This is a genomic window from Bradyrhizobium sp. MI1.10, assembly GCF_055811035.1.
This window is the reverse complement of the sequence record NZ_JBVVPN010000008.1, coordinates 30,286-43,748: the sequence shown is the minus strand read 5'-3', so window position 1 is coordinate 43,748 and position 13,463 is coordinate 30,286. Positions and strand designations below refer to the sequence as shown.

Annotated in this window: 11 protein-coding genes; 7 read left to right on the top strand and 4 right to left on the bottom strand. The window is 62.0% G+C overall.

Annotated features, from left to right (window positions below; genetic code table 11):
- Positions 1-70 precede the first annotated feature (70 nt).
- Positions 71-859, top strand: coding sequence for a transglycosylase SLT domain-containing protein (locus AC0L3K_RS10675; RefSeq protein ID WP_473365943.1), 789 nt, complete (start codon positions 71-73; stop codon positions 857-859).
- Between the two features lie 226 nt (positions 860-1,085).
- Here the strand turns inward: AC0L3K_RS10675 and AC0L3K_RS10670 are convergent, their stop codons facing one another.
- A complete protein-coding gene (locus AC0L3K_RS10670) occupies positions 1,086-1,898 on the bottom strand; it encodes a response regulator transcription factor (protein ID WP_354127428.1) in 813 nt (270 codons plus the stop codon).
- A 247-nt stretch (positions 1,899-2,145) separates the two neighbouring features.
- On the opposite strand from AC0L3K_RS10670, the gene AC0L3K_RS10665 reads away from it, so the two are divergent.
- On the top strand, positions 2,146-2,994 hold the full coding sequence (locus AC0L3K_RS10665; protein WP_473256439.1) for an MBL fold metallo-hydrolase: 849 nt from the start codon (positions 2,146-2,148) through the stop codon (positions 2,992-2,994).
- A 30-nt stretch (positions 2,995-3,024) separates the two neighbouring features.
- Here the strand turns inward: AC0L3K_RS10665 and AC0L3K_RS10660 are convergent, their stop codons facing one another.
- The 3 genes from AC0L3K_RS10660 to AC0L3K_RS10650 all read right to left on the bottom strand — a co-directional run bounded on the left by AC0L3K_RS10660 (position 3,025) and on the right by AC0L3K_RS10650 (position 6,434).
- Positions 3,025-3,915, bottom strand: a complete 891-nt coding sequence (locus tag AC0L3K_RS10660) for an aldose 1-epimerase family protein (protein WP_473365942.1) — start codon at positions 3,913-3,915, stop codon at positions 3,025-3,027.
- Between the two features lie 74 nt (positions 3,916-3,989).
- Positions 3,990-5,402, bottom strand: coding sequence for a mannose-1-phosphate guanylyltransferase/mannose-6-phosphate isomerase (locus AC0L3K_RS10655; RefSeq protein WP_354127431.1), 1,413 nt, complete (start codon positions 5,400-5,402; stop codon positions 3,990-3,992).
- A gap of 24 nt (positions 5,403-5,426) precedes the next feature.
- The gene (locus AC0L3K_RS10650) at positions 5,427-6,434 is read right to left on the bottom strand and encodes an NAD-dependent epimerase/dehydratase family protein (RefSeq protein ID WP_473255855.1); all 1,008 of its coding nucleotides are present in this window, start codon (positions 6,432-6,434) and stop codon (positions 5,427-5,429) included.
- Between the two features lie 379 nt (positions 6,435-6,813).
- On the opposite strand from AC0L3K_RS10650, the gene AC0L3K_RS10645 reads away from it, so the two are divergent.
- The 5 genes from AC0L3K_RS10645 to AC0L3K_RS10625 all read left to right on the top strand — a co-directional run bounded on the left by AC0L3K_RS10645 (position 6,814) and on the right by AC0L3K_RS10625 (position 13,376).
- Positions 6,814-7,899 carry a glycosyltransferase family 4 protein gene (locus AC0L3K_RS10645; protein ID WP_473255856.1) on the top strand — a complete coding sequence of 362 codons (1,086 nt, stop codon included), beginning with the start codon at positions 6,814-6,816 and terminating at the stop codon, positions 7,897-7,899.
- A 224-nt stretch (positions 7,900-8,123) separates the two neighbouring features.
- A complete protein-coding gene (locus tag AC0L3K_RS10640; RefSeq protein WP_473365941.1) occupies positions 8,124-9,305 on the top strand; it encodes a glycosyltransferase in 1,182 nt (393 codons plus the stop codon).
- Between the two features lie 223 nt (positions 9,306-9,528).
- Complete coding sequence (locus tag AC0L3K_RS10635; protein ID WP_473365940.1) at positions 9,529-10,686, top strand: cellulase family glycosylhydrolase; 1,158 nt, start codon at positions 9,529-9,531, stop codon at positions 10,684-10,686.
- Positions 10,687-10,713: 27 nt separating this feature from the next.
- Positions 10,714-11,988, top strand: coding sequence for a glycosyltransferase family 4 protein (locus AC0L3K_RS10630; protein WP_473365939.1), 1,275 nt, complete (start codon positions 10,714-10,716; stop codon positions 11,986-11,988).
- Positions 11,985-13,376, top strand: a complete 1,392-nt coding sequence (locus AC0L3K_RS10625) for a hypothetical protein (RefSeq protein WP_473365938.1) — start codon at positions 11,985-11,987, stop codon at positions 13,374-13,376. Before AC0L3K_RS10630 ends, AC0L3K_RS10625 begins: the two co-directional genes overlap by 4 nt.
- Positions 13,377-13,463 lie beyond the last annotated feature (87 nt).

The window sequence follows — 13,463 nt, the reverse complement described above, 5'->3', positions numbered from 1 at the left end:
GTCCGAGCCGGGCCGCACCCCGAGCCGCCAGAAAATCGGTTGTTAACTCGAAAGATATAATACGTGGTCCATGCTGCGGGATCGAACACACATCAACGCCCGCGCAACGTGGACACACGTTGCGATCGCTGTGCTTTGGTTGGCATCCACCTCCGTGCACGCCCAGAACGACGTGGAACCGGCGTTGGCGGCGGGCGGTCGCGATGCAGATCTCGGCGCTGGAGAGACGCCGGCGTCGCGGGCGGCGATCCGAAAAATCATCGAAAGAGAAACGGCCAAGACCAATCTGCCCGCCGACATAGCCGAGGCCGTCGTCTTCGTCGAAAGCGGATACAATCCGGGCACCATTGGCGCCGTCGGCGAGATCGGCCTCATGCAGGTTCGGCCCGAAACGGCAGCGATGCTCGGATTTCGGGGAAATAACGCAGAACTCGCAGAGCCCGACATCAACATCCACTACGGCGTTCTCTATCTGAGCCGCGCATGGCGCCTGGCCGGCGGGGACCTTTGCCGAGCCCTGATGAAATATCGAGCCGGTCACGACGAGGAGTCCATGACTCCGCGCTCCCAGGTCTATTGTCACCGCGCCCGCAATCGTCTTGTCTCTATGAACTCGACGAGTGTGGGAAGCCAGGCTGCCGCAATCCCAGATGTGGCACCGGCGCCAACTCCGGCGCCCACCATCTCGAAGTCAGCGCACAATCAAAAAACCCCGGCACAGCCGAAGGACGTTTACGCGCGTTACCGTCAAGGCACGGCGGTCGCGAGCAGGGCATATTGGGCAGCACAGGAAGCCCGGGTCCGCCTCATCAAGGCTCGCGTCGAAGCCAGGTGGAAACGGGTCGCATCACGCCAATAGAATTGCCTGCCCAGAGACGAGCAGCGGTTAGACGAACGACATTTTTGAAACCGAACTTTGAAACCGAACCTGAATAGAGATCATGCACAACAGTTTGAGAGTTTTATTCGCAATCGTCGCGACCGGCGCCGTGGCCTTGTCGGCCTTTCTCGCGATTCGGTTCCTGGTCGGTTTCAGTGGCTGAACCCGCTGGCGCCGCCGGCACCATGTCGTGCTGCGCCTCCGTCTAGAGCCGCTCGCTCAGCGCGAGCTTGTAGCCGACGCCGGTGACCGTGGTGATGACGGGCGTGCCGCTGCCGACGAGCTTGCGGCGCAGCCTCGCCACCAAGGCATCGACAGTGCGGATGTCGACCTCGGCCTGGCGATTGCTGACGACCTCGATCAGATAGTCGCGGCTAAGCGGCCTGCCGTCGGCGCCGACGAGCGCCGCGAGCAGGTCGAATTCGGCGCGTGTCAGCGCCACCGGCTTGCCGTCGCTGCCGAGCAGCTCGCGCCGCGTCAGGTCGATGATCCAGTCGCCGAAGGCGATCGAATTGTGGTTGCGCGCCGCCTTGCGGTCGATCGAGCGCCGCCGCAGCACGCTTCGCGCGCGCGCAAGCAGGTCGCGCAAATTGATCGGCTTGGTGACGTAGTGGTCGCCCGCGACCTCGAGGCCGAGGATGCGATCGACGTCGGTGTCGCGGCGGGTGACGAAGATGATGCCCGCATTGCTGGTCGCCTGGATCTCCTTGGCGAGATCGAAACCGTCGCCGTCGGGCAGTTGCACGTCGAGGAAGACGAGATCGGTCCGCATCCGCAGCGCCTGGCGGCATTCCGCGCAGGAGCCGGCGCCGACCACGTCGAAATTGTTCTCGCTGAAATAACCGACCAGCATCGTCCGCGTCACCGGATCGTCCTCGACGACGATCAGCCGCTCGCGGCCAGCGACACGCAATTCCTGAACTGCGGAATCAGCCACGATGTTGGATGTCCTGTGTGCTTGCGGGCCGACCTGGAAGCTCAGGTCGCCGAGCGCGCCGTCCTGTGAACGTACATTCACGACTGTTCGAGCCCCCTCGAATTGCCTGCTGCAATACTAGGCGCGTTAGCGCGCCCAAACAACATTGGTCACGATCTGGCCGCATTAAGTATGAATTGGCCCACACTTCTCATCCCGAGCATCATGTTCGGGAGCCCCGCACGAGCGGCTGTTGTGCGGGCTGACGCCCATCCCGCGGCCACTTGCCCCGCCAAGAGCTTCAAATCTACTGTGGCGTCCCGAAAAGTCTGCCCCAGGAGGTGGCGCCATGGAAGTCATCCTGCTCGGCACCGGCGGCCCGCGCCCGGACCCGCGCCGCATGGCGACGACCACGCTGATCAGGCTGGGCGAGGAAAACATCCTGATCGATGCAGGCCGCGGCGTCATGGTGCAGCTCAGCAAAGCGGGCGTGCCGCTCGGCTCCATCAACACGGTCTTTCTCACCCATCACCATTTCGACCACATCGGCGACCTCTACGATGTGATGCTCAATTCATGGTTGCACGGGCGCAAGGACGATCTGAGCATCTATGGACCGCCGGATACCGAACGGCTCGTCAATACGCTCGTCACGCAGGTCTACGACAAGGACATCGCCTGGCGCGATCAGGGCGAGCCGAGCTTCGGCGGCTGGAAACCTGTCGTCGCGACCGACATTATACCGGGCCCCGTTCTCGACACCGGGCGCTGGAAGATCAGCGCCGAACTCGTCTCGCATGGCGACGGCCTCGACATGTCGCCGGCCTTCCTCGCACGCTGGATGTGTCTCGGCTATCGCTTCGAGGCCGAGGGCAAGGTCATCGCAATTTCCGGCGACACGGTGCCCTGCCCCGGTCTCGAGCGGTTGGCTGAGGGGGCCGACCTGCTGGTCCAGTGCTGCTTCCTCGCCACGCCGGAGATCGACAACGAGCACCTGCGCCGGCTTGCGAAATTCACGATGGCCTGTGGCGATACGGTCGGCAAAGTCGCGGCCAAGGCCGGCGTCAAGAAGCTCGCGCTGACCCATCACCGGCCTCGCACCGACGATTCCATGCTGAACGCGCTGCTCGTGGACGTCAGGCGGGACTACTCGGGTCCTGTCGTGCTCGGCGAGGACCTCACCCGGATCGAGGTCTGAAAACTCGAGATGCGCGAAGGCCGTCCGGCCTCAGGACGATCCGACCTCAACCCGAAATGACAATTGCTCTTCCGTCCCAGGCGCGATGTGCATCAGGCCCGGCTTGTCAGTGAATTCGCCGTCGAAGCCGGCCGGACTGGCATAGCCGCGCCAGGGCTCGATGCAGAGGAACTGCGCGCCAGATGGTTTCGACCAGACGCCAAGCTCGCGAAAGCCGCGCCATGACATTTCCAACCACGGCCCGGTGGACGCGCCCCGCTCCGCGGCATAGCGGACCGAATTGCTCGCGATCCGATCGAAGATGATTGCATCGTCGACGAACAGGGATTCGGACAGAGGCAACACGGAGCCTTTGATCGGGCTCGGCTCCGGTGCCGGACGCAGCAGGCCGCCGTCGAGACGGCGGACGGGAGATGGCTCTGCGTTCGCGAAGCTCAGCGCGTAACTCTCCTTCGCCAGTCCCGGTTGGAGCGGCCAGTTGAAAGCGGGATGGCCGCCGAGCGAGGCCGGCAATATCTCCTTGCCGGTGTTCGCGACCACGAGTGAAAGATCGAGACCGGATTCGTCGAGCGCATAGGTTGCCGTCAGGCGGAACGCGAAGGGGTAGAGCGCGCGCGTCGTCTCGCTGTCTTCGAGCACCAGGACACAGCGACTTTCGCCACGTTCCGCCCACGCAAAGCGGCTGTCGCGCGCGAAGCCGTGCTGGGTCATCCGGTAGGTCCTGCCCCGGTGCCGCAATTCGTCATTGGCGAGACGCCCGACGATCGGAAACAGCAGCGGCGCATGGCGCGGCCAAGCCGGCTCCGCCTGCCAGACGAACTCAATGCCGGCATCGCTCGCCAGCGAACACATCTCCGCGCCTTGCGCCTTGATGGTCGCGGTGAGCCCGCCGCTGCGGATCGTATGCGTGTCGTCGGTCATAACAGCCTGTTCAGATCATCGCAGTTCGCAGGACAATTTCTAAATGTTCGCGGAATGTTGGAGCGACACTCTGCTCAAGAGCGCTGATAGTCGTCTTCAATCCGGATGATGTCGTCTTCCCCGAGATAGCTTCCCGTCTGGACCTCGATCAGCTCCAGCATGATTTTACCGGGGTTCTCCATCCGGTGCACCGCGCCCATCGGGATATAGATCGACTCGTTCTCGTGCACGCTTTTGACGGTCTCGTTGACGGTGACGCGGGCGGTGCCGCGGACCACGATCCAGTGCTCGGCGCGATGATGGTGCTTCTGCAGCGACAGCCGTCCGCCCGGCTTCACCACGATGCGCTTGACCTGGTGGCGCTCGCCATTGTCGACCGACTGGTAGCTGCCCCAGGGCCGATGCACCTTGAGGTGCTCCTCGGTGACTTTCGGTGCGACCGCCTTGAGTTTTGTGACCAGCCGCTTCAGCCCGTTGGCATCCTTCTGGCGCGAGACGAGCACTGCATCCGCGGTCGCGACGACGATGAGATCGTCGACGCCTTCGAGCGCGACCAGCGCGGCATCGGTGGTGACGTTGCAATTGCGGCTATCTTCGAACACGGCGGCGCCGTGCGAAGCATTGCCTTGCGCGTCCTTGTCCGACAATTCCCACACCGCGTGCCAGGAGCCGACGTCGGACCAGCCGCACGACACCGGCACGACCGCCGCGCGCGCGGTCTTTTCCATCACCGCATAGTCGATCGAAATCGCCTTGGCGGCGCCGAACGCCTCGGGCTCCAGCGTCACGAAGCCGAGATCGCGGCCGGCATTGGTCACGGCATTGGAGATCGCCTCCACGCTCGCCGCGTCGACCTTGCGGTATTCGTCGAGCAGGACGGCGGCCGGAAACATGAAGTTGCCGCTGTTCCAGAGATAGCCCGAATTGACGTAGTCGGCCGCCTTCACCGCATCCGGCTTCTCGACGAAGCGCGCGACCGCGTGTACCTCGCCGGAGATGACCTCGCCCGGGCTGATATAGCCGTATTCGGTCGCCGGCCGTTCCGGCTTGACGCCGAAGGTGACGATGCGCCCGGCGCTCGCGGCGGTGAGGCCCTGGCGGCACGCCGCGACGAACGCCGCATTGTCCTGCACCACGTGGTCGGCGGCGAGCGCGAGCACGATCGCCTCACTCGAACGGTTCTGTGCGAACACCGCGCCGGCTGCGATCGCCGGGCCGGAATCGCGCCGCATCGGCTCGAGGATCACGTCGGCCTCGATGCCGATCTCGGCGAGCTGCTCCAGCACCATGAAGCGGTAGGAGGCATTGGTGATGACGATCGGGCGATCGAACAGCGAGGCCTCCGAGACGCGCAACAGCGTGTCCTGAAAGGTCGAGCGCGTGCCGAACAGCGGCAGGAACTGCTTGGGCCGCACCTCGCGCGAAGCCGGCCAAAGCCGCGTTCCGGCACCGCCGCACATGATCAGGGGGATGACTTTTTGGGACACGTGTGAGCTACTCAAGAGAGGGGTTTATACGCGGTGATAATTTCGATACCATTCGACAAAGCGGCCCAAGCCATCCGCCAGCGGCGTCGAGGGCGTGAAGCCGACGTCGCGTTGCAGGGCCGAAATGTCGGCGCGCGTCTCGAGGACGTCGCCAGCTTGCATCGGCAAAAGCGCGCGGATCGCGGGCTTGCCGATGATCTTCTCCAGTGTCTCGACGAACTCAATCAAATTGACCGAGCAATTGTTGCCGATGTTGTAGACGCGATACGGCGCATAGCTCGACGAGATTTCCGGCTGCTCGGCGTTCCACGCGGGATTCGGCGTCGCGGGCCGATCGAGGGTGCGGATCACGCCCTCGACGATGTCGTCGACGTAGGTGAAATCGCGCCACATATTCCCATTATTGAAAAGCTTGATCGGCTCACCCGCAAAGATCGCGCGCGTGAAGAGCCAGGCGGCCATGTCGGGCCGGCCCCATGGACCATAGACAGTGAAGAAGCGAAGACCGGTCACCGGCAGCTTGTGAACATGTGCGAATGTGTGCGCCATCAGCTCGTTGGCCCTCTTGCTCGCGGCATAGAGGCTGACCGGATGATTGACCGAATGCTCGGTCGAATACGGCAAGGTGCGATTGGCGCCATACACGGAGCTCGACGAGGCGTAGACGAGATGCGCCAGACCGTGGCGCCGGCCGGCTTCGAGCACGGTGACGAAGCCATCACAATTGGCGCGGATGCTGGTGATTGGGTCGTCGATCGAGGCGCGCACGCCGGGCTGCGCCGCAAGGTGCACCACGCGGTCGGGCGAGACCTCGTCGAACACACGCGTCACCGCAGCGAAATCTGCAAGGTCGATCTCGTGGAACGTGAAAGCATCATGCTTGAGCATCTCGAGGCGAGCGCGCTTGAGCGCCGGATCATAGTAAGGAGTTACTGCGTCGATGCCGACAACTCGTTCCCCGCGCGCAAGCAAGCGCTCACAGACATGCATGCCGATGAAGCCGGCAGCGCCGGTAACCACCACGGGGGCCAAAATAAACTCCGTTGTCCGTCCTCATATACCGCATTGCCAGACTGAACCGGTAGAGGCAAGGGTTCAGCATTGGAGAACAGCCGCCTCGCATCGGCAAGCTTAATGCCGGGCGCTTCGGATGTCAGCCTTCCCAAGTTAACCAGAAGGGGCGCCCTTTGCCTGCCGACGAAACATCGGATGCGCGCCCATAAAGGGCTCCCGGCTGCCCGGCAAGATTTTCAACAAGTGTTCCCGGAGCGCCGAACGAACAGCGCGATCACACGACCGATGTCGTCATAATTCCGTGCCTTCGGGCTGCTTCTTTCCGTGCTCACATTTGGTTCGAAAGCACAAATCGCGACCCACGCTTTGTGGCATCGACAACCCGAACGGCACAAAATTGAAGCTTTTCATCAACGGCCGCTTTCTCTCGCAAAAGCTGACCGGCGTTCAGCGTTATGCCGCCGAACTGGTCAAAGCGATCGATGCCCTGCTTGCGTCCGACCAATTGCCCGTTGCCCTCAGAGGAGCCGAGTGGCAATTGCTCGTGCCGAGCGAGACGAGCGAAGCGATCAATCTCGCCCACATCAAGGTACGCAAGATCGGACGGTTGAGCGGACATGCCTGGGATCAGATTGAACTTGCGCGCGCTGCCACTGGAGGTCGCCTGATCAGTCTAGCCAATGCCGGACCTGTGTTTCATCGTGATCATATTGTCGTCATCCACGACGCACAGGTCTTCCGCCGGCCCGATTTCTTCAATTGGCGCTATCTGGCCGTCCACCGAACGATGGGGCGCCTGCTTGCGCGCCGGGCCACGATCGCAACCGTATCGGCCTTTTCTCGCAATGAACTGGCTGCAATGCTTGGCCTTTCGAAAACCGACATTCCGATATTCCCCAACAGCGCGGAGCATTTCGCGTCCACAACGCCTGATCCCGGTATTCTCGACCGACTAGGGCTTCAGCCAGGAAAATATTTTCTCTTTGTCGGCTCCAGAACCAAGAACAAGAATCTCGCCGTTGCAATCGAGGCGGCGCGGCTGCTCGAACGAAAGGACGTTCCGCTCGTCATTGTCGGCGGTGACAACAGCAAGGTATTTCAAGACAATCTGGGCGAGAGCGAATCGGGCCTGCTTCTGGCGGGACGTCTGGCGGACGGGGAGATTGCAGCTCTGTATGCACACGCTCTGGCGTTCGTTTTCCCCTCTCTTTACGAGGGCTTTGGTGTACCGCCACTTGAAGCCATGATCTTCGGCTGTCCGGTCATAGCCTCGACGGCTGACGCGGTGATGGAAACGTGCGGCGAAGCAGCTGCTTATTTTTGCGCCAACGACGCTCCAGCGCTGAAACAGCTTATGCTCGAAAGGTTGGCAGTCGGCGCAATCTCTGATCAGGAACGCAGAAAGCAACAGGATCGTCTTGCATTATACTCGTGGCAAGACTCGGCGCGAGCACTGTTGGATTTTCTCGCGTCGCGCGCATAGCGAGGCGCCGCCGGTTTGGCGGAGAGCGCTTAAATTCTGCGCGCAGCTGTCTCAAGCACGCTGCTGACAGCGGTTCGGCGTCCAACGGGTTCCATGCGCACGTTCGACTTCGACGGACGCGAGCTTCAGCATCGCGGCGCAACAACACCACACCGCTGCCCAAATCTCGCTATGGATTGGATGGATTGTGATCGCATCCATTGATGCTCAATTAAGGATGCGCCATGTCGATCTTCCCAACTCAATCCTCCGCAAGGCAGGCGGTGAAGGTGCTGCATGTCGCGGAAACCATCCGGGGTGGGATAGCGAGCTACCTGAACGAATTGCATCCGCAGCAACAAGCGAGCTTCGGCGCGGAGAACGTGCACTATATTGTGCCATCGGATCATCGCCACGACCTCGTTGGAATCGATGATAGCCAGATCACGACCTTCGACAGATCGGGCCGCAGCATCGCCGGACTATTTCAGATGCTGCGGGCGAGCATGCAGGCGCTCGACGCCCTCAAGCCTGACGTCATGCATCTCCATTCGTCGTTTGCCGGACTCGTTCTACGGCCCGCGTTGGCCGCTCGTTCTGAAGGTCCTCGCGTCGTCTATTGCCCGCATGGCTGGGCATTCTCGCGAGAGACCGGCCGCCTGAGCCATCTGGCGGCAAAAGCTGCAGAGACTCTTCTGGCCCGCACGTCGGATCGTATCATCTGCATTTCCGGCGATGAATTCAATGAAGCGGTTCGGGCGGGAATTCCGACTGACCGTCTGACCCTGGTGCACAATGGCATCTCCAAGAGCCGCCCACTGCCGCACGGCGTTGCGACAGATTGGACTTCAAAGAAGGCCAAGGTCCTTTTCATCGGCCGTCTTGATCGACAAAAGGGCTTCGACCTCCTGATCGAGGCCGCACGATCCCTCGAAGATGTCCTGGATGTTCGCATTGTCGGCGCCTCCGTGGTCAATAAGTTCGACGGAGCTGCGGTTCCCGCCAACGTCTCGCTGCTAGGCTGGCTGGATCGTCAGCAAATCGAGGCTCAGCTGGAGGCGGCCGATCTCGTCGTCATCCCGTCACGATGGGAGGCCTTCGGCCTCGTCGCTCTGGAAGCGATGCGCGCGGCCAAGCCCATCCTGGCCTTCCACAGCGGAGCGCTCCCTGAAATCGTCGTTGACGGAGTCACTGGCGTGCTTTGCGAGCCTGTCGCGGTTCAACCTCTCATCGACGGCTTCCGACGGATGCTCGATCTGGATCTCAAGGTCTTGGGACAACGCGGCTACGATCGCTTCAAGCAGTTTTATGACGTTCAGAAGACACACCGCCAATTGCATCAGGTCTATGTCGAACTCCTCGGCGATAACGAGAGTGGGGTCGAGCAGAGCGTGGCACTGCAATCGGACCTCTCGAAGCCTTTTTGAGGTGAGTCGCGGCAGGCCAGAAATGATGACGAGTATGATCTAGGCGATGGCAGACCACAGCACCTTGGGTCGCAACGGGCTGCTCTGGATCGCGAGCCTCATTGCGTCTGTTTCTCTGTCTGTCCCGGCATGCGCTCAACAGGCTCAGACGCTTGAAAGCAGATTCCTGTTGGGTATCGGCACCCACCAGGGACTGGGAGGGCCGGTCAGTTCTCGAGGCTACGTGCCCTCCGTGAACGTCAGCCAGATCAAGCAACTGGGCTTTAACGCCTTTCGCGACGATTTTCCCTGGTCTGATTTCGAATTGCCTGGCCGTCGGATGGGCTTCACGCCGCGGTTGGGCAGGCTCGACGCGCAGGTTCAGTCCGGCATCGCCCGGCCGCTCCTGATCCTTGCATTCGGTCATCACCTCGTGCCGAACTCGTCGCCCCCGACGACGGACGAAGCCCGGCAGCGGTTCGCGGACTATGCGGCAGCGGCCGCGCGATCGGTAGCGCCGCAGCGCCCGATCTTCGAACTCTGGAACGAGTGGAATCTGGCAGCCAAGAAGGACCCTTCATTCTCGGCGGAGAATTACCTGGCCCTCGCCAAGGCGGCGCGACCGGCGGTCAAGCAGGCGGTGCCGAATGCGCCTTTCGTCGTCGGCGCGATCGGCGACGATCCCGGTTGGACGTGGACGGAGAAGATGCTGCAAACCGGCATCCTTCAATACGCAGATGGCGCCTCGATTCATCTTTACAATTTCTGCATGGCGCCGGCGAAGCGCAATTCGACCGAGATTATCGACCGGCTCACGGCGTTCCATCGACTGGTCGGCCAAGCGAGCGGCAATCCCGACTTCCCCATTTACGTGACCGAGACTGGCTGGACCACGGCTTCGAACAAATGTGGTGTCAGCGAGCAGGCCCAGGCCGATAGCACGGCACAGCTCATCCTGTGGGCCTCGACAGCGGCGCGCTGGCTCAAGGGGATGTGGATCTATGAGCTCAAGAACAGTGGCCAGAATCCAGCCGAGCTGGAGGACAATTTTGGCCTCTACGGCTTCGACAATTCGCCCAAACCCGCAGCTTGCGCGGCGCGTGGCGCCTGGGCATTCATCCGTTCCACCCTAACCGCGGAACGTAGAAGCCTTGCCAACGGGGTGATGTCGATCGGAGCATCCTCGACCACCGGCGGCAAAGTCGCGGTCTGGTCCGAGGATCCGGATCGACGCTACGAGGTCCGCATCAGAGGCGATCTGCCGGGCGCGACTTTCGCGGCCCCCTGCGATGCAACCGCAAGGCCAGCCTCCGGGACCTGGCTGCCGGTTTCGAGCACGCCGGTCCTGATCTCCACCAACAATGACACCATTCCCGCACTGGATATACGGCCGGCACGGTAATCGGATCGGCACAAAGAGGTTGACGCGATGAAGATCCTTTTGACATCCACACTTTATCCGACCCCGCAGGCGCCGAAGATCGTCGGCGGAGCAGAGATCTTCGCGCGGAGATTTGCCGAGGGCCTGGCTCAGCGCGGCGACGAGGTCGAGGTGGTACGCGCCGCACCTGCGCCCGAGCAGGGGCGTGAACTATGCAACGGCATCAACGTCTATTCCGCACCGGTGCAAAACGTTTATGCGCCGTTCACGGAACGAAAGAACGTCGTGAAACGAAGCATCTGGCATGCGATCGACGATTGGCAGATCCAGGCCCCGATGATCGCGGAGCGCATTCGCGCCTTCAAGCCGGACGTTCTGCATTCCAATAATTTATCGGGCCTGACCCCGGCGATCTGGCGGGTAGCTGCCAAACTCGGAGTTCCGGTCCTGCACACGCTTCATGATTACTATCTGACGTGTCCACGCTGCTCCCGCTTCGACAAGGGGCACTCCTGCGAACGCACATGTACGAGCTGTGGGATCCTGACGTACCACCGCAAGCGGGCCACCCATTGGCTCGATGCCGTGGTCGGCGTCAGCGCGCGCGTCCTTTCCATTCACACCGATATGGGCATGTTTGCCGAGACGCCAATCCGCACCGTCATTCGCAATGCCTCGACCGAGCCGCCGCGCTCACCCTACCCGCGGCCTGTCTGCACGACGGAAGTGACCTTCGGCTTCATCGGACGGATCACCGAGGAGAAGGGCATCGACAATCTCATGCGAGCGCTTGCCATGCTGCCGCCTGATCGGATCCGGATGATGATTGCCGGCCGCTTGAGCGATCAGGAACAACAGCGCCTGAGCGCACTGGCGCCGCATGCACGGGTCGAGTTCATGGGATTCGTATCTCCCGACGAGTTCTACAGGCAGGTCGACGTCGTGGTCGCGCCGTCCATCTGGCACGATCCTGGCCCGCTCGTCGTCGCGGACGCCAAGGCGGCAGGCAGACCGCTGCTCGGTACGCATTTTGGCGGCATGCCGGAGGCGATCGAGCATGGCATAACGGGGTGGTTGACCGAAGCGGATCCACAATCCCTGGCCAGGAGCATGCGCGAAATCGCTGCGGATCCGCACAAGATCGACGAGATCAGCCGTCGGCTTATCGCGGACACGAACAAGTGGATCTTTTCCGACGTATTGTCGTCGTACAAGAACCTGTATGAACAACTGCGTGAGCGACGGATGTCGTCCGTGCGCCCGGCAATAGCCGGGACGCCACAAGCGCATGCGGTGGCAAAGAGTAGCTTCATTCCGAGATGACACGTCTCTTCGCGATCGCCGGCTACGTTTACCAAAGCGCAGCAGCGATCATCCTGATCTTTGTGATCAGTCACCTGTTGCCTGCCGCCGACTACACCAATTATTCTCTCGCAATGGCCTCGAGCCAGTTGCTCTGCGTCCTCATGTTCGAGTGGCTGCAGCTCGCGGGACTGCGGTTTCTTGCGGCCGCCAAGGAGAGCGAGGCTGCTCGATTGAGATCGTCGCTCTTTGCAGCGGCGCTCATGAGCGCCGCTGCGCTCGTTGCAGTCGGGAGCTGCGCCTCCTTGATCAGCGGCCTCACGCCACGGCTGGTCGCCCTCGGCCTGAGCGTGGCCGTTCTTCAGGGCTCGACCGATTTGTATTTCTTGTCGGTACGCCTGTCGAACCGGCTGGGAACCGCCTCCTGCCTTCTTGCCTTGCGTGCGACGGCTCTTTTGGGCGGGGCCGTCTCGGGCGGAATGATCTCGGGCACGGCCGAAGCGACGCTGCTCGGCATCGCATCGGGTCACCTGCTTGGACTCCTTGCCGGTCTCGTCGCATATCGCACGCCGCTGGATCGCGTGTCGCCGCGAACAATGCTGGCTGACTGGAAAGACTTTTCGCGCTACGGCATGCTTGCGGCCGGCGCGTCCGTGATCCATTTGTCCGTGCCAGTTCTGCTCCGTATCATTGTCGTCGGGCGACTGGGCGCCACAGGAGCCGGTGCAGGATTTTCCATTGCGCTCGACCTGCTGCAACGTCCCTTCTGGGTCCTCAACGCGGCGATCCACACCGTGAGTTATCCTGAAGTGGTCAATGATTTCGAGCACGGGAGCGCCACGACATCGAGACAATCGACGCGGCACATGTTCGAGTTCATGATCTGCACAACTCTCGTCCTGCTGGGCGGGCTTGTCGCCTTCATTCCGGACGCGGCCCGCATCCTGGTTCCGCGGGAGAGCGTCGAGGGCTTCCTGGCGACAGGGCCGGCGGTTGCTGCTTTCTACTTCCTCCAAACCCATTTGCAGGCAACAATCGCGGTCGTCCCCCACCTGGAAAAGCTCGCGACCAGGCTCGTCCTCATCGCTGCCGGGCAGCTTGCAATGGTTGCGGCGTTCTCCCTGGTTGCCGTCTGGGCCGGCCTGTCGCCACAAGCAGCCGTCACCTGCGCCTCGATCGCCACGCTCGCAGCGATCCTGGCCGGACTTGGACCTACCCTGAGATTCGAGGCGTTCCCGCGCTGGCCCCTGGTGCTTCAGGCGCTCATAGCCGCCATCCTGATCGGATCGTTAAGTCATGCGCCGAGCGAACCGGTGGCGTGGCTTGCCGGAAAAATCGTCATCGCCGCAATTGTCACGGGTGCGGTCGGCTGGCGCGGAAACTTTCTCCTCCTGGCGCGCCCAAGCTGATCTGTCGACCGGTCCCCTGGCAAATCCTCTTTTGGAGCTCAAGGCGCTACTGACGCTCTGCTGGTGTCCACGAAGTTCCTGCTATGG

What these genes read in the sequence shown, in the direction of transcription:
- AC0L3K_RS10630 (WP_473365939.1), top strand. Translation starts at nt 10,714, where the DNA reads ATGAAGATCCTTTTGACATCCACACTTTATCCGACCCCGCAGGCGCCG.
- AC0L3K_RS10640 (WP_473365941.1), top strand. Translation starts at nt 8,124, where the DNA reads ATGTCGATCTTCCCAACTCAATCCTCCGCAAGGCAGGCGGTGAAGGTG.
- AC0L3K_RS10665 (WP_473256439.1), top strand. Translation starts at nt 2,146, where the DNA reads ATGGAAGTCATCCTGCTCGGCACCGGCGGCCCGCGCCCGGACCCGCGC.
- AC0L3K_RS10625 (WP_473365938.1), top strand. Translation starts at nt 11,985, where the DNA reads ATGACACGTCTCTTCGCGATCGCCGGCTACGTTTACCAAAGCGCAGCA.
- AC0L3K_RS10660 (WP_473365942.1), bottom strand. Translation starts at nt 3,915, where the DNA reads ATGACCGACGACACGCATACGATCCGCAGCGGCGGGCTCACCGCGACC.
- AC0L3K_RS10675 (WP_473365943.1), top strand. Translation starts at nt 71, where the DNA reads ATGCTGCGGGATCGAACACACATCAACGCCCGCGCAACGTGGACACAC.